The organism is Lentzea sp. NPDC036955 (assembly GCF_055608005.1).
Map to the genome: position 1 here is coordinate 662337 of NZ_JBVJRC010000001.1, position 26998 is coordinate 689334.

At 71.2% G+C, this 26998-nt stretch carries 30 protein-coding genes; 10 read left to right on the top strand and 20 right to left on the bottom strand.

From position 1 onward, the window contains the following. Nucleotides 1–32: 32 nt before the first annotated feature. From ACZ7CF_RS03200 to ACZ7CF_RS03215, 4 genes are all read right to left on the bottom strand, one after another. Nucleotides 33–2162, bottom strand: coding sequence for a dipeptide ABC transporter ATP-binding protein (locus ACZ7CF_RS03200; RefSeq protein ID WP_470368670.1), 2130 nt, complete (start codon nucleotides 2160–2162; stop codon nucleotides 33–35). Next, nucleotides 2159–3139, bottom strand: coding sequence for an ABC transporter permease (locus ACZ7CF_RS03205; RefSeq protein ID WP_360398703.1), 981 nt, complete (start codon nucleotides 3137–3139; stop codon nucleotides 2159–2161). The genes ACZ7CF_RS03200 and ACZ7CF_RS03205 overlap by 4 nt, the downstream gene beginning before the upstream one ends. A gap of 14 nt (nucleotides 3140–3153) precedes the next feature. Next, on the bottom strand, nucleotides 3154–4131 hold the full coding sequence (locus tag ACZ7CF_RS03210; RefSeq protein WP_360398705.1) for an ABC transporter permease: 978 nt from the start codon (nucleotides 4129–4131) through the stop codon (nucleotides 3154–3156). A gap of 526 nt (nucleotides 4132–4657) precedes the next feature. Next, nucleotides 4658–5695, bottom strand: a complete 1038-nt coding sequence (locus ACZ7CF_RS03215; protein ID WP_360398707.1) for a hypothetical protein — start codon at nucleotides 5693–5695, stop codon at nucleotides 4658–4660. 18 nt (nucleotides 5696–5713) lie between these two features. Between ACZ7CF_RS03215 and ACZ7CF_RS03220 the strand changes: the two genes are divergently transcribed. Together ACZ7CF_RS03220 and ACZ7CF_RS03225 are read left to right on the top strand one after the other, a co-directional pair. Further along, nucleotides 5714–6259, top strand: coding sequence for a DUF6886 family protein (locus ACZ7CF_RS03220; RefSeq protein ID WP_470368671.1), 546 nt, complete (start codon nucleotides 5714–5716; stop codon nucleotides 6257–6259). 45 nt (nucleotides 6260–6304) lie between these two features. Next, nucleotides 6305–6682 carry a PH domain-containing protein gene (locus ACZ7CF_RS03225; protein WP_360398711.1) on the top strand — a complete coding sequence of 126 codons (378 nt, stop codon included), beginning with the start codon at nucleotides 6305–6307 and terminating at the stop codon, nucleotides 6680–6682. 52 nt (nucleotides 6683–6734) lie between these two features. Here ACZ7CF_RS03225 and ACZ7CF_RS03230 read toward each other — a convergent pair whose 3' ends face one another. Next, complete coding sequence (locus ACZ7CF_RS03230) at nucleotides 6735–7163, bottom strand: hypothetical protein (RefSeq protein WP_360398713.1); 429 nt, start codon at nucleotides 7161–7163, stop codon at nucleotides 6735–6737. Nucleotides 7164–7437: 274 nt separating this feature from the next. Here ACZ7CF_RS03230 and ACZ7CF_RS03235 point away from each other — a divergent pair, with 274 nt between their 5' ends. Then, the gene (locus ACZ7CF_RS03235) at nucleotides 7438–7836 is read left to right on the top strand and encodes a VOC family protein (RefSeq protein ID WP_360398715.1); all 399 of its coding nucleotides are present in this window, start codon (nucleotides 7438–7440) and stop codon (nucleotides 7834–7836) included. A 72-nt stretch (nucleotides 7837–7908) separates the two neighbouring features. Further along, nucleotides 7909–8310: an SAM-dependent methyltransferase gene (locus ACZ7CF_RS03240; RefSeq protein WP_470368672.1), complete on the top strand. Its 402-nt coding sequence runs from the start codon at nucleotides 7909–7911 to the stop codon at nucleotides 8308–8310. On the opposite strand, the gene ACZ7CF_RS03245 is transcribed toward ACZ7CF_RS03240, so the two are convergent. The 7 genes from ACZ7CF_RS03245 to ACZ7CF_RS03275 are packed head-to-tail and all read right to left on the bottom strand — an operon-like array spanning nucleotide 8293 to nucleotide 16209. Continuing rightward, nucleotides 8293–9999, bottom strand: a complete 1707-nt coding sequence (locus ACZ7CF_RS03245) for a DUF2264 domain-containing protein (protein ID WP_470368673.1) — start codon at nucleotides 9997–9999, stop codon at nucleotides 8293–8295. The genes ACZ7CF_RS03240 and ACZ7CF_RS03245 overlap by 18 nt on opposite strands. Beyond that, on the bottom strand, nucleotides 9996–10946 hold the full coding sequence (locus tag ACZ7CF_RS03250) for a hydroxyacid dehydrogenase (RefSeq protein WP_470368674.1): 951 nt from the start codon (nucleotides 10944–10946) through the stop codon (nucleotides 9996–9998). The genes ACZ7CF_RS03245 and ACZ7CF_RS03250 overlap by 4 nt, the downstream gene beginning before the upstream one ends. Then, nucleotides 10943–11776, bottom strand: a complete 834-nt coding sequence (locus ACZ7CF_RS03255) for a carbohydrate ABC transporter permease (RefSeq protein ID WP_470368675.1) — start codon at nucleotides 11774–11776, stop codon at nucleotides 10943–10945. Before ACZ7CF_RS03255 ends, ACZ7CF_RS03250 begins: the two co-directional genes overlap by 4 nt. Next, nucleotides 11773–12651, bottom strand: coding sequence for a carbohydrate ABC transporter permease (locus ACZ7CF_RS03260; protein WP_360398730.1), 879 nt, complete (start codon nucleotides 12649–12651; stop codon nucleotides 11773–11775). The genes ACZ7CF_RS03255 and ACZ7CF_RS03260 overlap by 4 nt, the downstream gene beginning before the upstream one ends. Continuing rightward, a complete protein-coding gene (locus ACZ7CF_RS03265; RefSeq protein WP_470368676.1) occupies nucleotides 12648–13946 on the bottom strand; it encodes an ABC transporter substrate-binding protein in 1299 nt (432 codons plus the stop codon). The genes ACZ7CF_RS03260 and ACZ7CF_RS03265 overlap by 4 nt, the downstream gene beginning before the upstream one ends. Before the next feature lie 33 nt (nucleotides 13947–13979). Then, nucleotides 13980–15011, bottom strand: coding sequence for a substrate-binding domain-containing protein (locus ACZ7CF_RS03270; RefSeq protein ID WP_470368677.1), 1032 nt, complete (start codon nucleotides 15009–15011; stop codon nucleotides 13980–13982). Between the two features lie 7 nt (nucleotides 15012–15018). Continuing rightward, the gene (locus ACZ7CF_RS03275; RefSeq protein ID WP_470368678.1) at nucleotides 15019–16209 is read right to left on the bottom strand and encodes an MFS transporter; all 1191 of its coding nucleotides are present in this window, start codon (nucleotides 16207–16209) and stop codon (nucleotides 15019–15021) included. Nucleotides 16210–16257: 48 nt separating this feature from the next. Between ACZ7CF_RS03275 and ACZ7CF_RS03280 the strand changes: the two genes are divergently transcribed. The 4 genes from ACZ7CF_RS03280 to ACZ7CF_RS03295 all read left to right on the top strand — a co-directional run bounded on the left by ACZ7CF_RS03280 (nucleotide 16258) and on the right by ACZ7CF_RS03295 (nucleotide 17893). After that, nucleotides 16258–16692, top strand: a complete 435-nt coding sequence (locus ACZ7CF_RS03280; protein ID WP_470368679.1) for a helix-turn-helix domain-containing protein — start codon at nucleotides 16258–16260, stop codon at nucleotides 16690–16692. A gap of 89 nt (nucleotides 16693–16781) precedes the next feature. Continuing rightward, the gene (locus ACZ7CF_RS03285) at nucleotides 16782–17033 is read left to right on the top strand and encodes a hypothetical protein (RefSeq protein ID WP_360398745.1); all 252 of its coding nucleotides are present in this window, start codon (nucleotides 16782–16784) and stop codon (nucleotides 17031–17033) included. Then, nucleotides 17026–17310 carry an SH3-like domain-containing protein gene (locus ACZ7CF_RS03290; RefSeq protein WP_470368680.1) on the top strand — a complete coding sequence of 95 codons (285 nt, stop codon included), beginning with the start codon at nucleotides 17026–17028 and terminating at the stop codon, nucleotides 17308–17310. Before ACZ7CF_RS03285 ends, ACZ7CF_RS03290 begins: the two co-directional genes overlap by 8 nt. Beyond that, a complete protein-coding gene (locus ACZ7CF_RS03295; protein WP_470368681.1) occupies nucleotides 17303–17893 on the top strand; it encodes a nitrile hydratase subunit alpha in 591 nt (196 codons plus the stop codon). Before ACZ7CF_RS03290 ends, ACZ7CF_RS03295 begins: the two co-directional genes overlap by 8 nt. A gap of 8 nt (nucleotides 17894–17901) precedes the next feature. Here ACZ7CF_RS03295 and ACZ7CF_RS03300 read toward each other — a convergent pair whose 3' ends face one another. The 3 genes from ACZ7CF_RS03300 to ACZ7CF_RS03310 form a co-directional block, all read right to left on the bottom strand. Then, nucleotides 17902–18450, bottom strand: a complete 549-nt coding sequence (locus ACZ7CF_RS03300; RefSeq protein WP_470368682.1) for a hypothetical protein — start codon at nucleotides 18448–18450, stop codon at nucleotides 17902–17904. Between the two features lie 110 nt (nucleotides 18451–18560). Beyond that, on the bottom strand, nucleotides 18561–19022 hold the full coding sequence (locus ACZ7CF_RS03305) for a hypothetical protein (RefSeq protein ID WP_360398757.1): 462 nt from the start codon (nucleotides 19020–19022) through the stop codon (nucleotides 18561–18563). A gap of 58 nt (nucleotides 19023–19080) precedes the next feature. After that, nucleotides 19081–20748 (bottom strand): peroxidase family protein, encoded by a 1668-nt coding sequence (locus ACZ7CF_RS03310; protein WP_470368683.1) that lies wholly within the window; start codon nucleotides 20746–20748, stop codon nucleotides 19081–19083. A gap of 280 nt (nucleotides 20749–21028) precedes the next feature. On the opposite strand from ACZ7CF_RS03310, the gene ACZ7CF_RS03315 reads away from it, so the two are divergent. Then, nucleotides 21029–21373 (top strand): STAS domain-containing protein, encoded by a 345-nt coding sequence (locus ACZ7CF_RS03315; protein WP_470368684.1) that lies wholly within the window; start codon nucleotides 21029–21031, stop codon nucleotides 21371–21373. A 66-nt stretch (nucleotides 21374–21439) separates the two neighbouring features. After that, entirely contained in the window at nucleotides 21440–21799 is a 360-nt protein-coding gene (locus ACZ7CF_RS03320) for an RNA-binding S4 domain-containing protein (protein ID WP_470368685.1), read from the top strand. Here the strand turns inward: ACZ7CF_RS03320 and ACZ7CF_RS03325 are convergent. The 5 genes from ACZ7CF_RS03325 to ACZ7CF_RS03345 all read right to left on the bottom strand — a co-directional run bounded on the left by ACZ7CF_RS03325 (nucleotide 21788) and on the right by ACZ7CF_RS03345 (nucleotide 26998). After that, nucleotides 21788–22666, bottom strand: coding sequence for an NAD-dependent protein deacetylase (locus tag ACZ7CF_RS03325; protein WP_470368686.1), 879 nt, complete (start codon nucleotides 22664–22666; stop codon nucleotides 21788–21790). The two genes, ACZ7CF_RS03320 and ACZ7CF_RS03325, sit on opposite strands and share 12 nt — an antisense overlap. 1 nt (nucleotide 22667) lies before the next feature. Beyond that, the gene (locus ACZ7CF_RS03330; RefSeq protein ID WP_470368687.1) at nucleotides 22668–24365 is read right to left on the bottom strand and encodes a cellulase family glycosylhydrolase; all 1698 of its coding nucleotides are present in this window, start codon (nucleotides 24363–24365) and stop codon (nucleotides 22668–22670) included. A gap of 162 nt (nucleotides 24366–24527) precedes the next feature. After that, complete coding sequence (gene bla / locus ACZ7CF_RS03335; protein ID WP_470368894.1) at nucleotides 24528–25385, bottom strand: class A beta-lactamase; 858 nt, start codon at nucleotides 25383–25385, stop codon at nucleotides 24528–24530. A gap of 94 nt (nucleotides 25386–25479) precedes the next feature. Continuing rightward, on the bottom strand, nucleotides 25480–26310 hold the full coding sequence (locus tag ACZ7CF_RS03340) for a phosphatase PAP2 family protein (RefSeq protein WP_470368688.1): 831 nt from the start codon (nucleotides 26308–26310) through the stop codon (nucleotides 25480–25482). 25 nt (nucleotides 26311–26335) lie between these two features. After that, nucleotides 26336–26998 carry a TetR/AcrR family transcriptional regulator gene (locus tag ACZ7CF_RS03345; protein WP_360402159.1) on the bottom strand — a complete coding sequence of 221 codons (663 nt, stop codon included), beginning with the start codon at nucleotides 26996–26998 and terminating at the stop codon, nucleotides 26336–26338.

A 26998-nucleotide genomic window follows, 5' to 3' on the forward strand; every position in this document is an offset into this window, starting at 1 on the left:
TGTTCCTTCGTGCACGCAGGTCACCTGAGCCATCAGAGGACCTGTCGAATCTGGGCGAAGTGGCAGGCGGCCTCGTGGTCGGCTGCCTGGACCTCGCGCGGCGGTTCCAGCTCGATGCACGTGCGCTGCTTCTCGGGAGGCAGCGAGGCGTGCAGGAAGCACCGGGTGCGGAACCGGCAGCCGGACGGCGGGTTCGCCGGGCTCGGCAGGTCGCCGGTGAGGATGATGCGCTCGCGCTGGCGTTCCTTGACGGGGTCCGGGATCGGGATCGCCGACAGCAGCGCCTGCGTGTACGGGTGGCGCGGTGCGTCGAACACCGAGTCCACCTCGCCGATCTCGACGATCTTCCCCAGGTACATCACGGCCACCCGGTCCGCGATGTGGCGCACCACCGACAGGTCGTGCGCCACGAACAGGTAGGCCAGTCCGAGCTTGGACTTCAGCTCCTCCAGCAGGTTGATGACACCGGCCTGGATGGAGACGTCGAGCGCGGAGACCGGCTCGTCGAGCACGACGAGCTTGGGCTCCAGAGCGAGGGCGCGCGCGATGCCGATGCGCTGGCGCTGGCCGCCGGAGAACTCGCCGGGGTAGCGCGACACCACCTCGGGCCGCAGCCCGACGAGCGACATCAGCTCCGGCACCCGGCGGGCGATGTCGGACTTGCCGTAGCCGTGCACCTGCATCGGCTCGGCGATGATGTCGTAGATCGGCAAGCGCGGGTCGAGCGAGGCCATCGGGTCCTGGAACACGACGGACATGTCCCTGCGGATCTCGAAGCGACGCTTGGCGTCCAGGGACGCCACGTCCCGCCCGAGCACGGAGATGCCGCCGCTCATGGGCTTCTCGAGGCCGAGGATCTCCATCAGCGTCGTGGTCTTGCCGCAGCCCGACTCGCCGACGAGGCCCAGGGTCTCGCCCTCGCGGATGTCGAACGTGATGCCGTCGACGGCGTGCACGGTGCCGACGCGGCGCTTGAACACCACGCCCTTGGTGACCGCGTACTCCTTGACCAGCTCGTCGAGGCCCAGCACGACGTCGCGCTGCTCGCGCGGCACCTTGGCGATCTCGGCCTCTTCGACGACCTCGGCGCCGTAGATCTCCGCCGCGGCCTCCGCGCCCTCGGCGTCGGTCGCCGCGATCTCGCCGGTGCGGATGCACGCGGCCTGGTGCTCTGGCGAGCCGTCCACGTCGATCAGCGGCGGCTCGGCGGTGTGGCAGGCGTCAACGACCATCGGACAGCGCGGCGCGAACGGGCACCCCGGGGGGAGGTCCGTGAGCGCGGGCGGCTGGCCCACGATCGGCACCAGCGCCTGCTTCTCGCCGACGTCCAGGCGCGGGATCGAGCCGAGCAGGCCGAGCGTGTACGGCATGCGCGGCCGCTGGTAGATCTCGTCGACCAGGCCGGTCTCGACGGCGCGGCCCGCGTACATGACCATCAGCCGGTCCGCGAACCCGGCGACCACGCCGAGGTCGTGGGTGATGAGCACGATGCCAGCGCCGGTGACCTCCTGCGCGGTCTTGAGCAGTTGCAGCACCTGCGCCTGCACCGTCACGTCGAGCGCGGTGGTCGGCTCGTCGGCGATGATCAGATCGGGGTCGTTGGCGATCGCCATGGCGATCACCGCGCGCTGCCGCATGCCGCCGGAGAACTCGTGCGGGAACGCCTTGGCGCGCTCCGCGGCGTTCGGGATGCCGACCAGGTCGAGCAGCTCGACCGCGCGCTTGGCCGCGGCCTGCTTCGACACGGCGCCCCTGCGGTGCACCAGGATCGCCTCGGCGATCTGGTCGCCGACGGTGTAGACGGGCGTCAGCGCCGACAGCGGGTCCTGGAACACCATCGAGACGCGCCGGCCGCGGATCTTCGACAGCTCGGTGTCGGTGCGGCCGATGAGCTCGCGGCCCTGGAACCTGATGGAACCGGTGATGCGCGCCGAGGACGGCAGCAGGCCCATCACGGCGAGCGACGACACGGACTTGCCGGAGCCGGACTCGCCGACGATGCCGAGCACCTCACCGGGCGAGACCTGGTAGCTCAGGCTGCGCACGGCCTGCACGCGACCGGCCTCGCTGGGGAAGGACACGTGCAGGTCCTCGACCTGCAGCACCGGCCCGACGGCCGCCGGGCCGGCCGGCGAGTCGAACTGGATCTCCGAGGTGGTCATCGGGACGCCTTCTCCTTGCTGTCCTTCTTCTCGCGCTTGCGCACGCGCGTGGAGGTCGGGTCGAGCGCGTCGCGCAGACCGTCGCCGACCCAGTTGACCGCCAGCACGAACACGACGAGGAAGCCCGCCGGGAACAGGAACAGCCACGGGAAGGTGGTCGCGGACTGCGACGCGGAACCGATCAGGGTGCCGAGCGAGACGTCGGGCGACTGGACGCCGAACCCGAAGTAGCTCAGGCCCGTCTCGGCGAGCACGGCCGACCCGACGTTGATGGTCGCGTCGATGATCAGCAGCGACGCCATGTTCGGCACGATGTGCTTGGCGATGATCGTGCGCGCCGGCTGGCCCATGAACTTGGCCGCCTTGACGAACTCGCGTTCCTTGAGCGTCAGCGTCATGCCGCGCACGATGCGCGCGGTGATCATCCACTGGAACGCCGCCAGCATGAACACCAGCAGCCACCACGACTCGCCGCGGAACAGCGGGCTGAGGATCGCGATGATCAGGAACGACGGCAGCACCAGCAGCAGGTCGACGACCCACATGAGCGCGCGGTCGGCGACGCCGAGGAAGTACCCGGCGGTCGCGCCGATGATCGCGGCGACGGTGGTGGAGATGAGCGCCACCAGCATGCCGATGATCAACGACTTCTGCAGCCCGCGCATCACCTGCGCGAACATGTCGGTGCCGATGTTGTCGGTGCCGAAGATGTGCTCGTTGTAGGGCGGCTGCAGGAACGCGGTGTAGTCGCGGTCGGTGTAGCTCCACTGCGAGAAGAACGGGCTGACGAACGCCATCAGGTACAGCACCACGATGATGCCGAGCCCGACCAGCGCCAGCTTGTTGCGCTTGAAGCGGATGAACACCAGCTTGCCGCGGGTCATCGCCTTGCCGGGGTCCGGAGCGGCGTCCACCGGGCTGCCGGAGGCGGCGCCGGAGGTTCCCGCGGAGTCGCCCTCGTTGAGGATCACGGTCACGTCGTCGTCCTCTTCTAGTTGACCCGGATGCGGGGGTCGAGTGCGGCGTACAGGACGTCGGCCAGCCAGCCGGAGAACAGCACGCAGACCGCCACGAACAGGGTGACCGTCGCGGTGACGTTCGTGTCCTGCTTCGAGATCCCCTCGACCAGCCAGTGGCCCATGCCGAACCAGTTGAAGATCGTCTCCGTGAACGTGCCGCCGACGACGAGCAGGCCGAACCCGAACGCGAACAGCGTCGCCATCGGGATGAGTGCCGTGCGCAGGCCGTGCTTGAACAGCGCCCGCCTGCGGGTGAGCCCCTTGGCCTGCGCGGTGCGCAGGAAGTCGCTGCCCAGCACGTCGAGCATCGACGAGCGCTGGTAGCGGCTGTAGTAGGCGATCTGGCCGAGCGCGATCGTCAGCGTCGGCAGGATCAGGTGCTGCATCCGGTCCCAGAAGTGCTCGAACCAGCTGCCCTCGAAGTTCGGCGTCGTCTCGCCGACGAACAGCAGCACGTTGCTGCCGACCGCCTCGTTGAGGTCCTGTGCGCCGATCTTGAGCAGGTTGCCCAGCACGAACACCGGCGTGGACAGCAGTATGAAGCTGAAGAGGGTCGCGAAGTAGTCGCTGAACTTGTACTGCCGGATGGCGCTCACGACGCCCAGCAGCACGCCGAACAGGATGCCGATCGTGATGCCCAGCAGGAACAGCCGCAGGCTCACGCCGACGCGCCGGCCCAGCTCCTCCGTGATCGGCCGGTCGGTGACCGTCTTGCCGAAGTCACCCTGCACGACCCCGCTCATCCACGTCACGAACCGCTGCGGGATCGGCTGGTCCAGGTGGAGGTCTCTCTTCTTCGCCTCGATCGTGGCTGCCGGCGGCGGGGGGTTGCGCTGCTGCAGCACCCCGATCGGGTCGAACGTGACGGAGGCCAACGTGAACGCGAGGAACGTCGCCACGAGGGCGAGCACCACGTAGTTGACCAACCGCCGCAACAGAAATCCGGCCACCCGTGTTCAGTCCTCTCCCCGGTGGTTGCGACGTCGGCGCACTGGATTGCAGTGGACGAGTTGCACGAGATTAACCGCCGTTCTGGCGGACCGCCGCCCACCCCCACCATTCGCGGGGGTCCACTGACCGGGCCATAGTCGCCCACGTCAGCGGCAAAGGACGGCCGATCAGCCACATCAACAGTTGACTCTCAGCAATTGTGTGTCCAAGCGTGACCATTGTGCGTCCAGATCGCTGTATTCCCGGGCTTGTTCTGTCTCGGCACGGATCGACATGCCGCATCCGGGTGAATGCATTGACCGGAAGACGTGGGACAAGCAGCGCAATGTCATCGCAAACCCGGCATCACACAGCGGAGCTATTCGGGTGTCCGGAGTGACTGGATCGATCAGGCCCAGCGGGTGCCGCCGGGCGGCCCACCGGTGGCTCCGCCACTCCGCCCGCGAGCCGGTCGTCCCGTGGCCGCAACCGCACCGCCTCCAGGCGGGCCAGCGGTGAGGCGTGACGCGCGGTGTGGCGCGCGGGTCAAGCCAGCCGCCACAGGCGGTCGCCCGCGATCACGAACACCTGCCCGCCCGCCACGGCGGCGGCGCTGACCTTCCCGGTGGGCCCGTCGGCGGGCCGCTCGTCCCGTTCGGACACGAGCTTGACGCCGCCGTGGTCGACGAACAGCGTCGGGACGCCGTTGACCGGCACCGGTGGCGCGAGGTCGTCGCGGTCGCCCACCGGGACGTCGGGCGTGGAGACCTTCCGCCACCCCGCGGGCTCGGCCTGCGACCCCTGCCACCACGCGAGCTTCCCGCCGCTGCGGCCGACGACGTGGCAGGTGCCGTCCCAGCAGCGCGCGGCGAGCGCGGCGTCGCCGTCGGGGAGGGTCGCGGTGGTCCAGGTGCGGCCGTCGAACCGCCAGACCGCGGCACCGGTGCTGCCGCCGCCGGTCTGCCAGCCGACGACGAGCGCGCCGCCGTCGTCCGTCGAGGTTGCCGCCATCGGGAACTTCAGCAGCTCCTGCGAGCTCTCCAGGACCGTGCCCGCGCTGGGTTCGCGGGTCCACGTACCGGCGCCGTAGGTCCAGGTGGCGATGTCGAGACCGGCCTTCGCGCTCTGCCAGCTGCCGATGATCCGCGGGCCGGTCGCGGTGCCGACGACGGTGAGCAGCTCCCCCGCCCCGTACCCGCCGAACGTGCTGAAGCCCTGCGGCTGCTCGGCGATCTGGCGGCCGTCACCGGTCCACGCGCTCCACCGGACGTTGCCGTGCGCGCCGCCGCGTTCACCGCCGACGCCGAAGACGTCCCGGCCGTCGGACGTGAGCCCGTACCAGTGCGCCTCCTTGCCGTACGGGGTGGCCGGCGTGAGGCGGACGGCGCTCTGGGTGCCGTCCTTCGCGCGCAGCACCAGCTCGGGGTGGTCGCTGGGCCGCGTGCCGACGAGCAGCGCGTCCCCGTGCGGCGCCAGGGCTTCCGGGGTCGCGGTCAGGTCCACGCGGACCAGCTCGACCCCGTTCGCCGCGGTGCCGGAGCACCCGGTGAGCACCAGCAGAACCACGAGCACCAACCTGCGCATGGGCGTCAGTATGACCACATGCGCCCTGAACGCGGACAGGTTCTGCACTTCTCCGAGGACCCGGCGATCACGCGGTTCGTGCCGCACCTGGCGGCGACCGCGCGGCAGTCCGGCGAGTACGTGTGGGCGGTGGACGCGGAGCGGTCGCCGGACCACTGGTTCCCGCGCCAGTGCCCGCGGGTGCTGGCCTGGGTGGTGGACGGGACGACCGCCGGGGACCGCGACCGGGTCATCGGGCCCGGCTGCGGCGACCGGGTGCACGCCGTCGAGTACGGCTGGCTGGAGCGGATGCGGACGGTGGTGCTCTACGCCTACCGGTTCGACGCCGGGCCGTTCCGCCCGTTCGGCGAGCAGGGCGAGGGGCCGGGGCACGCGGTGGTGGCGACGGTCCCGGTCGAGCCGCTCGGGCCGCCCGAACGCGTGGGCGACCTGTTCGAGCTGCACGAGGAAGCGGAGATCTCGTTGCGGGTGCTGCCGGCGCTGCAGCCGTTCTGGGCCGCGGTGCGCGGGAGCACCCTCGGGTGGAGCGGCATCCGGTTGCGCAACGCCCGGCCGGTGGGGTGACCGGCGTGCGGACGAGTTCCCGGGAAGCCTGGTAAACGTGGACGCATGGGACTTCTCAGCGGGATGATGGGCAACGCTTCCAAGCTCGACCCCAGGGCGGCCGCGCAGGAGTTCGGCCGGCTGCTGGCCCAGGGCGAGCAGGTGCACGCGGCGTACCAGCTGCTGCGCGACGCGTTCGTGTTCACCGACCGGCGCCTGATCCTGGTCGACAAGCAGGGCATGACCGGCAAGAAGGTCGAGTACCACTCGATCCCCTACCGGGCGGTCACGCAGTTCAGCGTGGAGACCGCGGGCCACTTCGACCTCGACGCGGAGCTGAAGATCTGGGTCTCCGGCGCGGACGCGCCGATCGCCAAGCAGTTCGGCAAGGGCGTGGACGTGTACGAGGTGCAGGCCCTGCTGGCCGCTTTCGTCGCACGGTAGCCGGTGTCCTGTGTGGACACCGGCGGCGCGGGAACCCGTTCTGCGGTGAGCCCTAGCGGGCCTGCAGCATCGGGCGGAACCGGTCGCGGTACGCCCATGCCAGACCGATCTCGGCGGCCACGACGAGCAGCGCCGTCACCAGGCCGCCGGTCTCCAGGAAGACGTGGAACAGGAAGATGTTCACCACCACCGGCGCCAGCAGTGCGAGGGCCAGCGGCACGAACCGGCCGACCATCAGCAGCACGCCGGCGACGAGCTCGACACCGGCGGTCAGCTGCAGCATGTACCCGGTGGCGTACAACGCCCCGGTGAACGCGACACCACCCGGCGCCATGGTGCTCGGGTCCGGTGCGGGCAGGAACATCAGGAAGCCGTTCAGGCCGGTCGTCGCGAACAGCAACCCGGTCAGCACCCGCGTCACGGCGGTGGCGTAGCGGCCGACGGCGAACTTGCGGGTGGCGGTGGCGGTCGTGGCGCTCATGGTGATTCCCTCCAGGATGTCGTGTCCTTCCACTGATGCGTCGAACGGCACCGGCACCGGATCGACACGCGCCGCGAAAAATCTTGAAAGAGTTCTGTCGCCGGCCCGAGCACGAGGACCACGTCGTCTCCACGGTCCTGCCAACGTTGTCACCTCGGGCGCGGCACCTCGTGGCCACGTTCGCACGGCTGGCACGGTGCGGCGTGCGTCAGGTTGTCGGCCTGGCAGGGCTTTGCGAGTATGCGGGTCCGTCTCTTCGTGAGGAGCGATTCCGGTGGCCACTCGCCTCAACCCGTACCTGCGCTTCGACGGCTCGGCCCGCGAGGCCATGGAGTTCTACCACTCGGTCTTCGGCGGCGAGCTGAAGGTGAGCACCTTCGGCGAGTTCGGCATGCGGGACACGCCGCAGGCCGATCAGGTCATGCACGCCCAGCTGGAGACCGAGGCCGGTTACACGATCATGGCCTCGGACACGCCGCCCGGAATGGACCACCGGCCCGGCGACACCATCACCGTGTCCCTGTCGGGTGACGAGGAGGTGCTGCGCACCTACTTCGAGAGGCTGTCCGAGGGCGGCGAGGTCGGGACGCCGCTGGAGAAGCAGATGTGGGGTGACGAGTACGGCGACCTCACCGACCGCTTCGGCGTGCGGTGGATGGTCAACCTCGGCTGACCGGTCCGGCGAGGTCCTCCCGCCGGGTCGCGGCGGTGGCCCCGCCCGCCGCGCTGCCGCATCATGTGGACCATGAGCGAGCGTCTGCGCCGGGTGGTCGGCCGGCTCGGCGTCCGGCCCCGCGACCGGGTGCTGGAGGTCGGCTGCGGCCAGGGCGTGGCCGCCGGGCTGGTGTGCGAGCTGCTGTCCACCGGGACGCTCACGGCGATCGACCGGTCGGTGAAGATGGTGGAGGCCGCGACCCGGCGCAACGCGGCGCACGTCGCGTCCGGCAGGGCCGAGTTCCTGATCGCCTCGCTGGAGGACGCGGACCTCGGCGACCGCCGGTTCGACCTGGTCTTCGCGGTCAGGGTCGGGTTGTTCCACCGCGACCCCGGCCGTGCGCACGAGCTGGTGCGGCCCTGGCTGGCACCGGACGCGCGCGTGCTGTCGTTCTTCGACGAGCCCGGTGTCGCCTCAGCGCGGCTCCCCTGACGGGCCGCGCGGCGCGTCGAGGCTCTGCCGCAGGACCTCCTCGGCCCTGGCCCGCCAGTCCGCGGTCTCGTCGACCGCGCCGTTGAGCACGGCGACGGCCACCAGCGTGACGGTGCCCTGGACGTCCGCGGTCAGCGCCGGGACCACCGGGGCGGCGGTGAACGCGGTGCCCTGCGGTGCTTTGTGCCGTGCGGTGCCGGTCCATCCGGCGACCGGGACGAGCGCGGACGGCAGGTCGGTGGCCCAGCCGGTGAGCTCGGCGCGGGTGCCGGGCGGGGCGCCGACCACCCGGTGGATGCGCAGCTCCTGGTCGTCCCACACGGCGGTGACGCTCTCGACCCGCAGGCCGGGCACCATCGGCTGGTGCGCGTCGAACACCGGGCGGTGCGCGGAGGCGGCCCAGTTGTCCCGTGCGCCGAGCGGCTGGATGCGGCGGCGGACGCTGCGGTCGCCGTTGACCGTGAGGCAGAGGTGGTTGTCGGCGGTGTTGTGCCGCGCGGTCGGGCCCGTGGCGGTCGAGTAGGCGAAGCGGCCGTAGAGCGGGTCGTCGTCGGTCGCGTGCTCGCCCTCGAACGGGCGGACGTGGTCGCTGCCGTGGTTGTGCAGCCGGGTGATGCCGTTGTGCCGCTGGACGAGCAGCCCCGGTCCCGGGAGTGCGAGCACGCGGTCCTCCTCGTCGGCCTGCTCCTCCGGTGCGGTCCACAGCGGGTGGTCCGGTCCGGCGAGCAGGCAGACGAACGCCTTGCTGGCCCAGTACGGGGAGGCGGGACCGGAGTAGGGCTGCAGCGACGCCTCGTGCGGGCCGTGCCAGCCGAGGCTGAGCAGGCCGTCGGTGAGGGCGCCGCGGTCGAGGAAGTAGCGGAGGTTCCGGCCGATCAGGTCGCGGGACCGGCCTGGGCTCAGCGGCGTCTCGCCGGTGACCGCGCCGAGGGCGATCGCGGCCGAGGCGGCGAAGCGGTAGGTGAGCGACCGTCCGAAGTAGACAGGGGCGCCGTCCGCGCCGAACAGCAGGGCGAAGCTCTCCAGGTGCTCCCCGAGGTGGGTGGTGACCGGTGTGCCGCCGAGGTGCGCGTCCAGCGCCGGGTAGAGGTGCAGCGCCCAGCCGTTGTAGTGGTCGAACGCGCGGCCGTCGCCGTCGGAGTACCAGCCGTCGCCGACGTACCAGCCTTCGAGCAGCTCCATCGCGCGGTGCCGCGCCTGGCGGGTCTCGGCGTCTCCCCTGCCCACGGCGTCGAGGAACGACGCGACGGTGTACGGGAAGAAGTACCAGTTGTTGGCGGCGGGCACGTGCCGGAGCGCTTCCCGCAGCCACGCCTCGGCGCGGTCCTGCTGGGCTTCGCTCAGCCCGTCCCACAGCCACGGCTTGGTGAGGCGCAGGCCGAGCGCGACCGACGCCGACTCGACCATCGGCTGACCGACGTCGGTGATCGCGGGCCACTCCCCCGCCGTTCCCGCGGTGAGGCCGGCCGCGTAGCGCTCCAGCAGGTTGTCCGGGTCCTCGCCGTGGGCGGTGCGGAAGGCGGCGGCGAGGAACGTCCGCGCGTAGCCCTCCAGGCCGTCGGAGCGGACACCGCTGCGCGAGGGCCGTCCGGGCAGGTCGAGGAAGGCGTTGTCGGGTGAGGCGTGCCGCCAGGCGGCGGCCAGCAGGTCGTCGGCGGTGCGGACCCAGTGCTCGCGGCTGAGGCTCACGCGATGTGCTCCCGTCGTTCGGCCGGTACCGGTGTGGCGAAGGGTTCGCCGCCCGCCCACCTGCGGACCTCGGCGACGGCGTGCTCGGCGAGGCGGCCCCACTCGTTGCCCTGCGACCCGGCGAGGTGCGGGGTGATCAGCACGTTCTCGTTGCGCCACAGCGGGTGCTCCGGCGGCAGGACCTCGGGGTCGGTCACGTCGAGCACGGCCCGGATGCGGCCGGCCTCGTCGGCGAGCGCGTCCTGGTCGACCACGGCGCCGCGGGCGGTGTTGATGAGCACTGCGTCGTCGCGCAGGAGGCCGAGCAGCTCGCGGCTCACCAGTCCCCTGGTCTCGGGCAGCAGCGGGGTGTGCACGGTGACGACGTCGCTGCGGCGGAACAGGTCCTTGAGCGACACGGACTCGGCACCGTCCACGCAGGACACGAACGGGTCGTGCACCAGGACGTGGAAGTCGTGCGGGCGCAGCAGTTCGACCACCCGCCTGCCGACCAGCGAGGCGGACAGGACGCCGACGGTGGTGCGGAAGTTGCCGACGGTGCCCGGGACGTCGTAGAGCCCCATCTGCCCGGTCTCGCGGTAGTCGCGGGCGCGTTCGAGCACGCGTTTGCCGCTCAGCAGGATCATGGCGAGCGCGTACTCGGCGACCGGCACGGCGTTGGCGGGCGCGGCGCTGGACACGGCGATGCCGCGGTCCCAGCAGGCGTCGGTGACGAAGCCCTTGACGGACCCGGCGGTGTGCACGATCGCCTTCAGGCTCGGCAACCGGCGCAGCACCTGTTCGGTGATCGGCGGGCAGCCCCAGCCGGTGACGAGCAGGTCGACGTCGGGCAGCTCGTCGAGGTCCCCGGTGACCGGCCCGAAGTCGCAGAGCTGCCGGAGCCGGTCGAGCACGGGCGCGAGGACGGCGGCCTGCGCCTGCGCCGACATCGCGGCCGCGGCCCTCACTTGACGGCTCCCGCAGTCAGGCCGGCCCGCCAGAACCGTTGCAGCAGCAGGAAGGCGATGATCAGCGGCAGGACGGCGAGCAGCGATCCCATGATCACCACCGGGAAGTACTCGGGGCTGACGGTGGCGGAGCTGTTCCACTGGTAGAGGCCGAGGCTGACCGGGTAGAGCTTCTGGTCGGACAGCATGACCATGGGGAGGAAGAAGTTGTTCCAGATCGCGGTGAGCTGGAACAGGAAGATCGTGACCGCGCCGGGGCCGAGCATGCGCAGCGCGACCTTGAAGTAGGTGCCGAGGTCGCCGGCGCCGTCGATGCGGGCGGCCTCCAAGACCTCGTCGGGAACGTAGCCCTGGCTGAAGATGCGGCCGAGGTAGACGCCGAAGGGGTTGAACAGCACCGGGATGAACACCGCCCAGAACGTGTTGACCAGCCCGGCCTCGGACGCCATCAGGTAGAGCGGCAGCGCGAGCACGGTCTGCGGCACCATGACGGCGGCGAGGACGAGGGCGAACAGCTTCTCCTTGTGCCGGAACGCGTACTTGTCGAACGCGTAGCCGGCGGCGATGGAGACGAACGCGCTGACGGCGGCACCGACGACCGCGTACAGGACGCTGTTCAGGTACCAGCGGCTGTAGAGGCCCCTGTCCATCGCGAAGAGCTCCTTCACGTTGTCGGCGAAGGAGAAGTCGCTGAGCGAGAGCAGGTCGCTCTGGAACAGCGCGTCGACGTTCTTCGTGGCGGCGAGGACGAGCCACAGCACCGGCAGCAGGGTGTAGAGGACCGAGATGCCGACGACGGCGTTGACCGCGGTGCGGCCGAGGAGGGTCATCGGGCCGCCTTCCTGTTGGTCCAGCGGGTGATGGCGTAGGACAGCGCGACCGTGAACGCCAGCAGCACCACGGACGCGGCGGCGGCGAGGCCGTAGTTGTTGCGGGTGAAGGCGGCGTCGTAGATGTACATGCTGGGCGAGAAGCGGGCGCTGATCACCGGGGTGGACTGGCTGAGCAGCACCGGTTCGGTGAACAGCTGCAACGCCCAGATGAGCGTGAACATCGAGACGGTCACGATCGCGGCCTTGACCAGCGGTGTCTTGATCCGGATGGCCTGCTTGACCGGTCCGGCGCCGTCCACGACGGAGGCTTCGAGCACCTCGCGCGGCACGGCCTGGAGCGCGGCGTAGAAGATCACCATGTTGTAGCCGAGGTTCGACCACAGGGCGATGTTCACGATGGACGGCAGGACGGTGTGGATGCCGAGGAAGTTGATCCGGACGTCGGCGTGGGCGAACAGGTCGATGATCGGGCTGAGGCCGGGGGTGTAGAGGTAGAGCCAGATCAGCGCGGCGATGATGCCGGGCACCGCGTGCGGCAGGTAGAGGCCCATCTGCGCCCAGCCGCGCAGCTTCGCGACGCCGGAGTCGAGCAGGAGCGCGAGGGTGAGCGCGCCGACGACCATGACCGGGAGGTAGATCAGGCAGTAGAGGACGACGGTGAGCAGACCGGAGCGGAAGGTGGGGTCGCTGAGCACGGCGGCGTAGCTGCGCAGGCCGACGAACACGGTGCTCTCGGGGCCGAAGCCGAGGCCGGGCTGGTCCTGGGCGAAGAAGCTCAGCCAGACCGCGGTGCCGGTGGGGATGAGGAAGACGGTGGTCAGCAGCAGGAAGAACGGCGCCATCAGGACGGCGCAGGCGAGCTTGCTCCTCACCGGTCGACCTCCTCTGTGGACAGTCCGAGCGCCTTGAGGTCGGGCATGGTGCCGCTCTGCGCTTCCCTGACGGCGTCGAGCAGGGTGCCCTCGCCGGCGCCGGCCCTGGCGAAGCCGTCCTGCATGACCTTCTGGGTGGCGGTCATCCGCGGGCCCCACACCCAGCCGTCGAGGATCTTGTCGGCTTCCTGCTTGAAGAGCCGGTAGACGTCCTGGCCGCCGTAGTAGTCGCTCGGGAACGCCTTGGCGCCCGCCTCGACCAGGCCGGGTGCCACCGGGTACTGGCTGCTGGTGCCGCTCTTGAGGCGGGCGGTGAGCGCGTCGGGGTGGGTGGTCTGCCACTCAATGAACTCCATGGCGGCCTCGGGTTCCCGGCAGTCCCTGGTGACCGCGAACGTGGAGCCGCCGTGGGTGCCGACGTGCGGCCGGTCCCAGACCGGCATGGGGGCGATGCGCCACTTGCCCTTCTGCCCGGGGCGGGCGCGCATCTGGGCGCCGGCGTCCCAGGCGCCGCTGAGCCGCGTCAGCACGAGGTCCTGGCCGAGCTGGGCGTCGTGCTGCTTGCTGTCGGCGGCGTTGCGGAAGACGAGGTCCTCGTCGATGAGGCCCTGCCAGTAGCCGGCGACCTTGCGGGTGGGGCCGTCGGCGAGGCTGACCTGCCACCTGCCCGCGCTGGTGTCGAACCACTTCGCACCGGCCTGCCAGGCGAAGCAGGCGAACTGCGTCGCGCCGTCGGTGGGGAAGAGCGCGAGCCGGCGGTGCGGGTGGCCGGCCCTGACCTTCCGCGCCAGTGCGGTGAACTCGTCCCAGTCCCGCGGCGGCTGGTAACCGCTTTCCGCGAACAGGTCGGCGCGGTAGTGCAGGACCATCGGCTCGACGTCGAGGGGAACGCTGAACACGCGGCCGTCGAACGTGGTGAGCTTGAGGGCCTGGGGCAGCAGCTTCCGCTTGACGCGGTCGGTGACGAGGTCGGTGATGTCGCGGGCCACGCCGTCGATGGCGTAGCCGGGGACCTGCGGGTACTCGATGGTCGCGACGTCGGGCGCGTTGCCGGCGCGGGCGGCGTTGCTGAGCTTCGCGTAGCCGCCCTGACCGCCGGAGGGGATCTGCTGGAAGACCACCCTGATGCGGTTCTGCGAGGAGTTGAACGCGTCGACGACCTGCTGACTACCGCGCAGTGCCGACCAGAAAGTGATCTCTACCGGACCTCCGGCACCGCGGCGTTGCGGAGTGGAGCAGGCCGCCAGTGGTGCCGCGAGACCCGCCGCGAGGAGCGTGCGACGACTCAGGCGCATACGACGCATCCTGATCGCCTGATCGCTTTTGCGTCAAGAAACGGTCAAACGCTCAGTCGATGACCGGACCTTCAACTCGGGCAGCAGCTCGATCCGTTCGCCGGTCGTGCTCTCCCCGCGCAGCTTCCTCAGCAGCAGCTCGGCGGCCACCCGCCCGACCTCGGTCTTCGGTGGCGCGACGGCGGTGAGCGGGATGCTGCCGAGCGCCGCGACCACGTCGTCGTAGGCGACGACGGAGACCCCGCCCGGCACGCTCACCCCGGCGTCGACCAGCTGTTGAACCAGGATCAGCGCGTCCACGTCACCGTGCAGGACCATCGCGGTCGCCTTGCGGGCCTTCACGACCTCCACCAGGCCGAGCCCGGGGTCGCTGCCCATCGCGACCGCCAGGTCGAGCCCCTCGCGGGTGATCTCGGCAAACGCTTTCCGCAACGCCCGCGCCGTCGGGCTGTCGTCCCGCGCCGCCAAGACGACCCGCCGGTGCCCGAGCGCCCTGAGGTGCTCGACGGCGAGCTGCATGCCGTACCAGTGGTCCGAGCACACCGAGCTCATGGCCCGCAGCGCCCCGCCCGGCCGCCGTTCCATGAGGACGGTCGGCACGCCGGTGCCGGCCAGCCACGAGTCAGCGAGCTCCTCCTCGTGCGTCCGCCACCGCGGAGCGATCAGCAGGCCCTGCACGGGTTCCTGCAGCGCCCGTTCGACGATCGGCCGCTCCGCGCCCCTGACCTGCGGCGCGATGTGCAGCACCACCCGCAGGCCGGCCTCTTCGAGGGCTTTGCGGGCACCGTTCATCGTCTCGTACAGGTAGGTGTGCCGTTCCGGGACGACCAGCGCGACCGCGCCGTTGACCTGCTGGTGCACCACCGGCTGCGCGACCGGCACCAGTGACCGCACCACGCCGTGCCCGCGTCGCAGCCGCCCGCTCTGCGCGAGCTCCTCGACGTCGCGCCGCACGGTGACGACCGAGACGTCCAGTTCGGTCGCGAGGTCGCTCACCCGCACCGCACCGCGTGAGGCGACCACGGCCAGGATTCGCTGCCTGCGCACTTCGCCGACCTCGCGCATGGGCCTCCTACCGCGCCACTTCTCTGATCGTTTGACCGTTTGCCGGGAGCATAACCCGCGGTGTCGCGACCGCACCGGCAACCGCGCCGGCCGCCGTGACCCCGGCCGCCACGAACGCCGCCGTCCGCACGGACGTGCCCTCGGCGATCAACGGCCCCGCGACCGCACCCACGACCGTCGCAAACGCTTCCACCACCAGGAAAACGGCGCCGATCCGCCCGAGGAACCCGTTGGGCACGACCCGTTGCAGCACCGTCTGCGGCACGACCAGCGCCACCGACCCGCACACCCCGACCACCACCGCCGCCCCGGCCGCGCCCACCGTCCCGCCCGCCGTGAACAACCCGACGAACCCCGCCGCAACCCCGAGCTGCGCCACCGCCAGCACCGTCCGCGGCTGCACCCGGCCCACCCACCGGTTGACCACCGCTCCGGCGAGGAACCCGATCCCCAGCGCCGACAACACCACCCCGACCTGCGCCGCACCTCCCAGCTCCCGCACCCCGAACGGCACCAGCACCGCCGACAACGACGCGTTCGCCGCGAGGAACACCCCGCTCAACGGCAACAGCACCCGCGCCACCGGCACCCCGGCGAGCACCCTGATCCCCTCCCGCAGCCCAGGCTTCGCCACCCCTGCCACCGACCGCGCCCTCGTCAACGCGATCGCACCCGCCGACACCAGGTAACTGGCGACGTCGACGACCACCAACGCCTCGAACCCGGCCCACACCAGCAACACCCCACCCAACGGCGGCCCCACCAACCGCACGACGCCGTCGGTGGCGGCGTTCCACGAGTTGGCACTCGTCAGCCGCTCCCCCACCCCGACCACCGCCGGCACGAAGGCCTGCGCCGCAGGCCGAAAGGCCACCGCCCCGGCACTTTCCACGACCACCGCCACGTAGATCGCGGCCGGCGTGCCCACCACCATCCCCGCAACCGCACCGGCCCGCACAAGATCGGCCACGACCATGACCCGCCGCCGATCCCACCGGTCGACCACCACCCCGGCCCACACGCCGAGCAGCAATGCCGGCAGGTGCTCCGCCGCCAACGCCAGCCCGGTCGCGACCACCGACCCGGTCACCGCGTACACGTGCGCCGGCACCGCCACCACCAACAGCCACGACCCGAGCAGGCTCACCGCACGCCCACCCCACAACAGCCGGAAATCCCGAAGCCCCCAGGCGCTCATACTCACAAGATAGAGACAGTCTTGGAGTGTTCTGTCAAGATAGGCAGTGTGAACGCTTCTTCCGCGGACTCGCCGGAGTCGTTGGGCTCAACCCTGCGCGCCCTTCGCCAGGCCACCGGCCGCACGGTCGCGTCGGTGGCCGCCGACGCCGGCCTCTCGGTGCCCTACATCGCGAACCTGGAGAACGACCGCGGCAACCCCACAGCCGGCGCGCTGACCCGGCTGGCCACGGCACTGGGCACCACGCTGCGGATCGAGTTCGGCGCCCCGGACCCGGCAGTTCCGGGGCCGGCCGCCCTGCCGCCGTCACTGGTCCGGTTGCGGCGCACCGAGCGGTTCCGGCGGGCGGTGGCCGAGCTCGACGCCGATCCGGGCGACGTGATCACGGCGTTGGCGGGGCTTGCGCGGGTGGTGGACGGCGGTGAGCAGGACTGGTGGCGGGTGCTGGATGCGCTGGTGCTGATTGCGCGCCATCCGGCGTGAGCGGGTGTCACCTCGCTCGACACAGCTCCCACTTCCCCAACACGACTCCAACAGCGCAGAATCGCCCCCAAGCCCAGGAGGGAGCACAGATGCCGAGGCTCAACGACGTCGGCGGCCAGACCACGTTCGGCCCCGTCGAGGAGGAACTGGACGAACCGCCGTTCCACCACGACTGGGAGGCCCACGTGCTCGCCATGAACCGGTCGCTGATCGGGCGCGGCATCTACAACCTCGACGAGTTCCGGGACGCGGTCGAGCGGACGATGTCGCACGAGTCGTCCTACTACGAGAACTGGTTCCGGGCGATCGGGACGTTGCTGCGGGAGAAGGGCCATGTCTGAGCGGCACGGGGCTGAGCGGTACGGGATGGGCGCGCGCGTCCGCACGTCCACAGTGGACCCGGACCACCACACGCGGCTGCCGCACTACGCGCGCGGCAAGCGGGGGACGGTGGTCGGCAGTGAGGGTGCGCACCCGTTGGCCGATGACCGGGCGCGGGGGTTGGACGTGCCGCCGCAGCCGGTGTACGCGGTGCGGTTCACGGCGCGGGAGTTGTTCGGGCACGGCGATCACACGGTGACGCTGTCCTTGTGGGAGGACTACCTCAGCGATGACTGACCATCACGACGACGCCCCGATCGCGGCGCAGGTGCGCGAGCTCGAAGCGCTGCTGGAGGAGAAGGGGTTGCTGGACGCGCGGGAGCTCGACCGCGCGTTGGAGGCGTTCACGGCGAACGCCTCGCCGGCCAACGGGTTCCGGGTGGTCGCCAGGGCGTGGGTCGACGAGGACTTCAAGGCGAGGCTGCTCGACGACGCCAACGCCGCCCTGCCGGCGATCGGCCTGTCCATGAGCAGTGGTCTTCAGGTGCAGGCGCTCAAGGTCGTCGAGAACACGCCGGACGTGCACAACGTGGTCGTCTGCACGCTGTGCTCGTGCTACCCGATCGCGCTGCTCGGGCCGTCGCCCACCTGGTACAAGAGCCCGGCCTACCGCTCGCGAGTCGTCACGCACCCGCGTGAGGTGCTCGCGCAGTTCGGGTTCGTCCCGCCCGACGACGTCGAGATCCGGGTGTGGGACGCGACCGCCGAGACGCGGTACCTCGTGCTGCCTCGGCGCCCTGCGGACACCGAGCACCTCGGCGAGGACGAACTGCGGGCGCTGGTCACGCGCAACGGCCTGATCGGCACCGCAGCCGTCTGAAGTCCGCTCTAGTGCGACACGGGCTCGACGCAGCTGCCCTCACCGGTGGTGCCCTGCACGAACAACCGGATCACGCCCGCCGACAGGTCGCCGTTCAGGCACGTGACCCGTTGTCCCGCCCTGGTCTCCATCGAGAAGAACACCAGCGTCGGCCGCTGTTCGACGTGGGGCCGGTGCTCGGCGAGCGCCTTGCGGACGGGGGCGGCGGACAGGTCTCCGGCTGCGCAGATCGGTTCGAGTACCGGGAGGACCCGTTTGATCAGGTCGCGGCCGGCCTGCACCCCGTCGGCGGGCAGCGACTTGCGCTGCTTCCACCTGTTGTTCTCCGCGTTGTGCGGTGCGACGTCGGGGCCGACACCCGCGGTCGGCCCGTCGAGGGGCGCGGCGGGCGGCTGCTCGACGACCGGTTCCGGGATCTGCTCCTCGACCTTGCACGGCCCGGTCACCGCCACGGTCAGGCCGGGCGGGTCCGGCGGTGGTGTCGGCACGACCTCCACCGTCGGCGCGCACGCGGCGCAGAACAGCAGTCCGACCAGTGCCCCCAGCACTTTGCCCATGACCGCAGACTCTTGCACAAAACGCCGGCGCGCGCGTCCGATCGCCGCAAAGCAGTCCCCGGCCCGCAACGCGCGGAGCCGCCCGGCCCCTGCGGCCGAGCGGCTCCGCGTCACCGCACCCGCGAGTGCGATGAGGCGATGACCACCGCGGCGGCGACGGTCACCAGGTTCTTGAGGACGTACTGGGCCTCGAACGTCGGCTGCACCGGTCCCGCCCACATCTCCGCGGGGAAGAGCACCAGCGGTGTCGACACCACGACGACGTGACCGACGAGCAGTGCCGCGCTCACGAGGGGAACGCGGAAGCTCAGCAGCACCAGCGCGATCGCGATCTCCGTGAGGGCGGCCGTCACCCTCGCGAGGTCCCCGTGGACGATCCCGAACGTCAGTGCGGACACCGTGCGTTCGACGAGGTCCTGTGCGGGACTGCCACCGGGGAAGAGCTTCAGCACGCCGAACCAGAGGTACACGATCCCCAGTCCGATGCGCAGCAGCGGTGTGCCGGCCTCACCCGCGAACCGGGTGAGCCTTTCCTCCGCGCTGTGCCGGCGGGTCATTCCTGGACGCAACATCGATCTCCCTCTCCTGTCTGGCTGCCACCACCCGGCCAGACAGGAGGAACGAGGGGGATCAGGCGCCGGCCGGCCCGGCGACCGGGTCGCCCAGCGGGTTCAGCAGGTCCGCCTTGCCCTCGAACGCGAACAGCAGCAGGTCGACCATCCGGAACGTCGAGCTGTCCGGTCCGAGCGTGGGCCGCCAGTACGGCGAGCGCACGATCGAGATCCGGCTGCCCTCGATGGCCCGGTGGAACACCTCGGCGGTGATGCGGCCGCCGACGGGTCCCAGCCGCCCGCTGTTCAGCTCCGCCTCGCGCAGCACGTAGAACCACAGCGGCGTCGCCTCGACGAGCTCCGCCTTCTGCTCGTCGGTCAGCGCGTCGAGCGACACGCCTCCCGGTCCGCCGGTCAGGAGCTGCTCGGCGGTGAGCGGTTCGACGCCCATGAGCCCGGCCATCTGCTGGCCGCTCGCGAGGTCCATCATGCCGGCGCGGGTCAGGTTCCGGAACGCGAGGTTGCGCTCGACGTCCCGGAACTGCGTGCCGCGGCCGCCGAACGTGCCCGCCGGCAGTGCGGTGAGCGGGTTGACCAGCAGCGTGTCGATCTCCTTCGCGACGTTGCCGCCACCGATCTCCGCGGGCGGCACCAGGTCGTCGCGTCCGGCCTCGGCGAAGTCGTAGAGCCGCCGGAAGTCCGCGATCCAGTTGCTGGGCAACGTGAAGATCGGGCCCCGGTCGACGTCGTCGAGGTCGGCGGGCGTCTGCGAGCTCGGGTCGAAGTTGCCCGCCACGCCGGTGAACGTGAACAGCGCGAACAGCGTCGCGATCCCGCCGGGACCGGTCGAGTTGAACACCCGGTTCCACTGGTAGGCGCCGCGGATCATGCTGTGCCCCAGCCGGTACGACGCGACCGAGAACTCGATCGGCATCGTCGGCGTGTTGTCGCGGCCGTGGCAGCGGCCGGGCACCTCGAAGAACCGGCGGCCGTTGGTGAAGACGTCGTCCACGATCGCCGGGTCGACGATGCGCGGCAGGAAGTCCGTCTTCAGCATGTACTGGTAGTGCCGCACCACCAGCTCCTTGGCCGCGCGGAACAACCGCTCCCCGGTCAGGCCGGTGAGCGCGAGCTCGTCGACCACCCGGTTGTGGAAGCGGATGAACGCCAGGTGCGTCTGCGCCACCACCAGGTTCTCGTCGTTGCGCGCGTCCGGGATCAGCGGCAGCCGCCGGTCCGCCGCCGTGCCCGCGTCCCCGCCGCGGCGCGGCAGGTCGAAGCCCTCGAACGGCACGTTGGTGCCCTCGTCCGGGAACGGCACCGGCGTCGTGGTGCCGACCTTGAGCTTCACCCCGTCCTCGGCGTAGAACACCCGGTCGTCGCGGTCACGCGGCCCCCGCCCGTAGACCGAGTCGAGGTCGAGCGCCGGCGAGCGGCCCTGCAGCAGCTCGTCGAGGTTGACCTCGCTGCCCAGTTGCGCCTCGGTGCGGTCCATCGTGAGGTCGTGGTCCACGAACTGCCCGAGGTAGGTGAACCCCGCCGGCACGGCCGGGTCCTCCGAGTCGGGCTGCGCCACGGCCGGGCCGGGCGCCATCGCGGTCGCGAGCGCCACCCGCAGCTCCTCGCTCGTCCCGGTGCCCTTGGGCCCCAGGCGCGAGAACCGGAACCGCCGCAGCTCCTCCGTCGTGGAGGGCCGGCGGGTGGCGGCCTCGCCGTTCTCGCCGAATTCCAGCACACCTTCGCCCACGACGAAGAAACTGTCGCGCGAATGCCTTTTCATGTGTCCCCCTGTGTTCCCCTGATCCAGGCGACCTGTTCTCCCCAACAAGCACCTGCCCCAACGCCAGTCTCCAGACGGTGGAAAACACCGTCGAAGCTTTCGAGGAAACCCAAAACGTCGTCACGCAGCGGATACGAGGCGGTCGGAATGATTTTTTCGAAAGGATCTTCCGACAGCCACGCCGGGCGGCCTGGAATCTTTCCGGTGAATGGGGATTCGGAGCCCGCGGTACGGGGTACCCACAAGAATGCTCTCTGTCACGACCACGGCGTCGTCCGGCGTCTCCACGCTGCTCACGGTGGCCGGAGTGCTCGACAAGAACGGCGCGGAACGCCTGCTGTCCCGGCTCGACCGGCTCCTCGACCAGGGTCACCGGCGGCTGGTGCTGGACCTCGGCGGCGTCGAGTTCTGCGACTCCAGCGGGGTGAGCGCCCTCGTCCGCGGGCACGCGCGGGCGTCCTCGGCGGCCGGCGGGCTGCGGATCTCGGAGGCCTCGCCGCAGGTGCTGAAGGTGCTGGAGATCTCCGGTCTGGCACGGATGTTCGGACTTCAGTCCACTGTGGACTCACAGGCGGCGGCCGTCCGGTCCTGACCTCCCGGCCGGCGGGCGGGGAGCGGACCGCGCACATCGGATCGGCCGGGATGCCATGATGGCGGGGTGGAGTCCACGCGCATCGACCGCTGGCTGTGGGCGGTCCGGCTGACGAAGACCCGTCCCGACGCCGCCGCCGCGTGCCGTGGCGGGCACGTGCGCATCAACGACAAGCCGGCCAAGCCCTCCACGATCGTCGTGCCCGGTGACGAGGTGCGGGCCCGCGTGGGCGACCGGACGAAGATCGTCGAGGTCGTGCGGGTGATCCAGAAACGGGTCGGTGCCGCGGATGCCTCGACGTGCTTCATCGACCGCACACCGCCTCCGCCGAAGGACGTGCCGGTGGTGGCACAGCGCGAACGCGGTGCCGGGCGGCCGACGAAGCGCGAACGCCGGGTGCTCGACCGCTTCCGGTCACAGGGCTAGGCGCCCCACCGCGTCGGCGAGCTCGGTGAGCGCTGCGCCCAGCGGCAGGTCTACCCGCACGGTGGCGTACCGGTCGCCGCGGGTCTCGCCGCGGTTGATGATCGCGACCGGCAGCCCGGTTTCGGCTGCGCGGCGGACGAACCGCAGGCCCGACATCACGGTCAGCGAGGAACCCAGCACCAGCAGCGACTTCGCGCCGGCGACGAGGTCGTAGCACTGCTCGACGCGCGGGCGCGGGACGTTCTCGCCGAAGAACACGACGTCCGGCTTGAGCACACCGCCGCACGCCGAGCAGTCGACGACCGCGAAGCCGCGCACCTGCTCCTCGGGCAGGAACACGTCGCCGTCGGGGTTGATCTCGGTCGTGGTGGCGGCGAAGTCCGGGTTCGCCTCGCGCAGCCGCCGGTCGAGCTCGGCGCGCGGCGACAGCAGGCCGCAGCCCAGGCAGACCACCCGGTCCAGGCCGCCGTGCAGCTCGACGACGTCGCGGGTGCCCGCCGCCTGGTGCAGGCCGTCGACGTTCTGGGTGATCACGCCGGACAGCCGCTCGTCCAGCCGGGTCACGGCGTGGTGGCCCGCGTTGGGGTGGGCGCGGGCGATGGTGCGCCAGCCGACGTGGCTGCGCGCCCAGTAGCGCTGGCGGCCCGCGGCGCTGGTGGTGAACTCCTCGTAGGTCATCGGGGTGTGCCGGCGCAGGGAGCCGCCCTCGCCGCGGTAGTCGGGGATGCCGGACTCGGTCGACAGGCCCGCGCCGCTGAGCACCAGGACCCCGCCGCGTTCGACGAGACCCACGACCTCGGTGAGGTCGAAGGTGCGCGGCAACGGAGGGCCCGAAGGCGACCAGGTCAGCGTGGGCCGTGTCCGCACGTCACCAGCTTACGTGCCACTGGCGGAGCTCGGCCTCCGCTGCGGCCGCGTTGCCCGCCGACGGGGCCGTGACCAGTGCGAACTGCCGTCCGGGGCCGCCGGTGAGGAGCAGCTCGTCCCCGTTCACCGCGGCGTTCGCGGAGCTGACCACGAGCGGCGAGCGCAGCGACTCCGGCAGGTGCACCTCCGTCGGTGCGGGGCCGCCGGTCGAGTCCCAGACCAGGACCGCGAACGGCGCCGAGCCGACCAGCGCGCGCACGGCGGGCAACGGGATCTGCTGCCACGTCTGGTGCACGCGGTCCTCGTAGGTGAACGCGAGCGTGGTGCCCGCGACGGCCTGCGGGTAGACGCGGTCCACGACCGCGCGGTCGACGGTGAACACCGGGGTGCCGGCCGCGTCGAGCCTGATCGCCGAGAAGTGCTCGTCGTTCATGGCGTCGCCCTCGGTCTTGACCTTGTCCGGGTTGTCGTTCATCAGCTCGTGGTGGCGGTCGTAGTTGATGTCCCAGTGCCACTGGCTGCCCGAGACCACGGTGCCGCGCGGCGCCGACCACCACTGCGCGCCCGCCGCGGTCGAGTCGAGGGCCTGGTACATCGCCTTGAGCACCGAGGCGTTCTTGTCGGAGGTGAAGCCGGCGACCGGGTGCCCGAACTCCGACACGATGGCCGTGGTGCCGAGCGCGTGCGCGCGGGAGCGGATGGTGTTGAACGCCGCGACGTACTGGCCGTCCGACGCCTTGCCGGGCATGAGGACGCCGGACTGCGCTTTGCCGTCGTAGAAGTGCGAGTTGAACACGAACCGCTCACCGAGGGCGGGCACGAGCGTGAGACCGCCGGGTTCGGCGAAGAAGTCGACGTTCTGGTTCCAGAACACGAGCGGTTCGACGAACGCCGCCTTGTGCGCCCAGCCCTCGGCGTCCATCTCCGCGCGGAACCGGCGGTAGAACGGCATCAGGAGGTCGCGCTCCCACGTCTGCGAGGTCTGGCCCTGGTCGTACCGGCCGGCGTACGGCTCGTTGAGCGGGTCGACGCCGGCGACGAGCTTGAACTCGGCGGCGGGCAACGCTTCCCGCACGTGTCGCAACGCCTCGCCCGCGGCTGCGATGAACGAGTCCTGCACACCGTTGCGGTTGTGCCAGAAGTCGTGGGTGGCTGCGGTGACCGCGGTGTTGTTCTTCATGTTCTGCCCCCAGTGGAAGCAGAGGCCGCACGACTCCTGCGGGTACCCGCTCGCGGCCCACGCCGGTGCGCCGTCGCCGGTGTACCAGCTGCCGGGGTTGAACAGGTACCGCGAGTACAGGTCCTGGTGGAAGTCGAGGTAGACCCGGAGGCCCTGGCCGGTGAACGCGCGCAGCTGCTCGGTCATCCGCTGCAGGTAGCCGTGGTCGATCCGGCCGCGCTGCGGTTCGACCCACGCCCAGGTGAGCAGGAACCGCACGGCGTTCGCCCCGGTCAGCCGCTTCATCAGCTCGGCGGACCGGCGCGCGTCCGCGGTGGTGGCGAACGGCAGGCCGCGGTGCTCGGCGAGCTTGGCCGTGCCGGAGACGTTGAAGCCGCGCAACACCACCTCGCGGCCGTGCTCGTCGCGCAGGACCCCGCCGGAGACGCGCAGCTCGGTGCCGTCGAACGACTCCGCGCGCACGGGCGTGACCAGGGAGGAGAACAGGAACAGCACAGCCAGGAGAACCGATCGCCGCATCGCCGCCGCCTTTGCCGAACATGAACGAGGTTCATGTTGGACCGTAGCGGATGCGGTCGGACCGGACCAGCGGCCGATCAGCCCTCTGACAGCTGCCCGAGCAGCGGGGTGGCGCGGAACGAACGGCTCCGCGCCACCCTGGGTTCACCGAACCGCGGCCGGTCAGCTGAACGCGTCCGCGACCAGTCCCGCCACCTGGGCCACCAGCGGCTCGTCCGCCCCGGCCTTCGGGTCCTCCGGCTTGGTGACCAGCACGGCGATCACGATCGGCGCGCGGCCGGGCGGCCAGGCGATGCCGACGTCGTTGGTGGTGCCGTAGCTGCCGGTGCCGGTCTTGTCGCCGAGCCGCCACTCACCGGGCAGGCCGGCGCGGATGCGGTTGGCGCCGGTGGTGTTGGCGAGCAGCCAGTCGGTCAGCTGGCGGGCGTCCGGCCGTTCGAGCGCGTGGCCGACGGTCAGGCGGGCGTAGGACTGGCCGATCGCCCGCGGCGAGGTCGTGTCGAGCTCCTGCCACGGTTCGGCGGAGTTGAGCTCGGGCTCCCAGCGGTCCAGGCGCGTGACCGGGTCGCCGATCGAACGGCAGAACCGGGTGACGGCGCTCGGGCCGCCCAGCTCGCGCAGCAGGAGGTTGGCCGCGGCGTTGTCGCTGTAGGTGATGGTGGCCTCGCACAGGGCCCTGACGGTCATGCCGTTCGCGAGGTTCTCCGGCTTGCCGGTGATGGGCCCGTAGCCGGACTTCTCGACCTCCGCGGAGGTGTAGCGGACGACCTTCCCGAGCAGCGCGCCGTCCTGGTCGCGCCGCAGCACCGCCCCCGCGACGAGCGTCTTGAACACCGAGCAGATCGGGAAGCGCTCGTTCGACCGGTGCAGGACCGTCCTGCCGGTTCCCGTGTCGCTCGCGAAGACGCCCAGCCGGGCACCGTGCTGCCGTTCCAGGTCCCGCAGCCGGCCGGTGATCGGTGAGGCCTGCGCCTGCGCGGGCACCGCGACGGCCAGTGCGGCCCCCGCCCCCAACGCCAGCGCTACCCGACGGTTGACTCCCAACGCATTGTCCCCTTTCCACGTAACCCCTCGCCCACCAGGACGCGCTGGAGATCAACTGGTTGCCCGGCGGTCAGCAGACGCGCCGCCAGCAGGCCAGGAACGCGAGCGCCGCCGCGACCGACCCGGCCGACGCGAGCGACCCCGCGCCCAGGTAGATCACCCACTCGTCCGCGCCGAGCCCCTCCCTGGCCAGCGGCACCACCCACAGGAACACGCCGAGCACGAGCGACACCAGGCCGCCCAGCGCCCAGAACACGATCAGCACCACACGTGGTTTCTTGCTGGGCCCCTCATACCGTTCGAGTGCTCCCCTGCGGGCGAGCCACCAGGACGCCAGCGCCGCGACCGCCAGCGCGATCGCGTCCGCGGCCAGCGTGTCGCTGAGCCGGTGCCACTTCGCGACCAGCGTGTACTGCCCGATGCCGACCGCCCACGGCAGGACGAAGAACAGCATCACGCCCCGCCACCGGTACGGCACCACGATCACCGCCGCGAACAGCACCGTCATGGCGATCGTCGTGTGCCCGCTGGGCAGGCTGTTGTGCGCGTAGTCGCCGGTGACCTGCACCAGCGCCGGCCGCGGCAGCACGAACCGCTTGAGCACCTGCACCACGGCCTGCCCGGCGACGATCACCCCGACGGCGGCGACGGCCAGGTCCCAGCGCTTGCGCAGGACCCCGACGAGCGCCACGGCCACGACGGCCGCCGCGAGCGAGTAGACGGTGATGTCCCCCAGCGCCTGCCAGGCGGCGTCCGTTTCGGACACGTCGTCCTGGTCGGCGCCGCGCAGGGCGGCGTTCTCGATGGTCTGACCGGCTCTGGTCAGCACGGCGAGCACGTAGACGACCGCCGCCACCACGAAACCTGAGACCGCCACCACCGGCCAGCGTCGAGAGTTCACGCGCAGGAGTCTGCTGCTGTTCTGATCAACTCGCCTGTCGAAGATCGGCGATGCGGTCGAGCACGGCCGTGACGGCGAGCATCACGCCGTAGTCGAACTCGGCGCGCCGGTCGAACCGCGCGAGCTGCGGGGCGAGCGCCGCCACGGCGGGCAGACCGGAGCCGGCGAGCACCTCCGCGCGGGAGCCGTCCGGGTCGCCGAACGCGGGGGCCGCTGCCACCTCGCGCAGCAGGGTGCCGACCAGCGTCGCGAGCAGCATCCGCAGCAGGTGGACGGCCTCCGCGGCCGGTGCGCCTGCGTCGAGCAGCACGGTCAGCACCGCGTCCACCGGGGCGAGGCCCTCCAGCGAGCCGAGCTGCCGGGTCAGCACGAGGGGCGCGGCCTGCGGGTGCTCCAGGGCCCGCGTGCGGAAGCTGTCGGCGATGGCGTGCAGGTCGTGGCGGGGGTCGCCGGTGCGTGCGGGCAGTGCGAGACCGGCCAGCAGGTGCTCGGCGACCGCGTCGAGGAGGTCGTCCTTGCCGGCCACGTGGTTGTAGAGGCTCTTCGGGTCGACCCCGAGGACGCGCGCGACCGACCGCATGCCCACGGCCGCCGTCCCCTCCGCGTCCAGGACCTGCAACGTCGCCGCCACGACCGCCGCGCGCGACAGCACGGCGGCGCCCTTGGGCGGCCTGCCCCGACGGGTCAT

Coding starts and splice junctions, on each gene's coding strand:
- ACZ7CF_RS03200 (WP_470368670.1), bottom strand. CDS start 2,162: ATGACCACCTCGGAGATCCAGTTCGACTCGCCGGCCGGCCCGGCGGCC.
- ACZ7CF_RS03215 (WP_360398707.1), bottom strand. CDS start 5,695: ATGCGCAGGTTGGTGCTCGTGGTTCTGCTGGTGCTCACCGGGTGCTCC.
- ACZ7CF_RS03220 (WP_470368671.1), top strand. CDS start 5,714: ATGCGCCCTGAACGCGGACAGGTTCTGCACTTCTCCGAGGACCCGGCG.
- ACZ7CF_RS03225 (WP_360398711.1), top strand. CDS start 6,305: ATGGGACTTCTCAGCGGGATGATGGGCAACGCTTCCAAGCTCGACCCC.
- ACZ7CF_RS03230 (WP_360398713.1), bottom strand. CDS start 7,163: ATGAGCGCCACGACCGCCACCGCCACCCGCAAGTTCGCCGTCGGCCGC.
- ACZ7CF_RS03240 (WP_470368672.1), top strand. CDS start 7,909: ATGAGCGAGCGTCTGCGCCGGGTGGTCGGCCGGCTCGGCGTCCGGCCC.
- ACZ7CF_RS03255 (WP_470368675.1), bottom strand. CDS start 11,776: ATGACCCTCCTCGGCCGCACCGCGGTCAACGCCGTCGTCGGCATCTCG.
- ACZ7CF_RS03265 (WP_470368676.1), bottom strand. CDS start 13,946: ATGCGCCTGAGTCGTCGCACGCTCCTCGCGGCGGGTCTCGCGGCACCA.
- ACZ7CF_RS03270 (WP_470368677.1), bottom strand. CDS start 15,011: ATGCGCGAGGTCGGCGAAGTGCGCAGGCAGCGAATCCTGGCCGTGGTC.
- ACZ7CF_RS03275 (WP_470368678.1), bottom strand. CDS start 16,209: ATGAGCGCCTGGGGGCTTCGGGATTTCCGGCTGTTGTGGGGTGGGCGT.
- ACZ7CF_RS03285 (WP_360398745.1), top strand. CDS start 16,782: ATGCCGAGGCTCAACGACGTCGGCGGCCAGACCACGTTCGGCCCCGTC.
- ACZ7CF_RS03290 (WP_470368680.1), top strand. CDS start 17,026: ATGTCTGAGCGGCACGGGGCTGAGCGGTACGGGATGGGCGCGCGCGTC.
- ACZ7CF_RS03295 (WP_470368681.1), top strand. CDS start 17,303: ATGACTGACCATCACGACGACGCCCCGATCGCGGCGCAGGTGCGCGAG.
- ACZ7CF_RS03300 (WP_470368682.1), bottom strand. CDS start 18,450: ATGGGCAAAGTGCTGGGGGCACTGGTCGGACTGCTGTTCTGCGCCGCG.
- ACZ7CF_RS03305 (WP_360398757.1), bottom strand. CDS start 19,022: ATGTTGCGTCCAGGAATGACCCGCCGGCACAGCGCGGAGGAAAGGCTC.
- ACZ7CF_RS03315 (WP_470368684.1), top strand. CDS start 21,029: ATGCTCTCTGTCACGACCACGGCGTCGTCCGGCGTCTCCACGCTGCTC.
- ACZ7CF_RS03330 (WP_470368687.1), bottom strand. CDS start 24,365: ATGCGGCGATCGGTTCTCCTGGCTGTGCTGTTCCTGTTCTCCTCCCTG.
- ACZ7CF_RS03345 (WP_360402159.1), bottom strand. CDS start 26,998: ATGACCCGTCGGGGCAGGCCGCCCAAGGGCGCCGCCGTGCTGTCGCGC.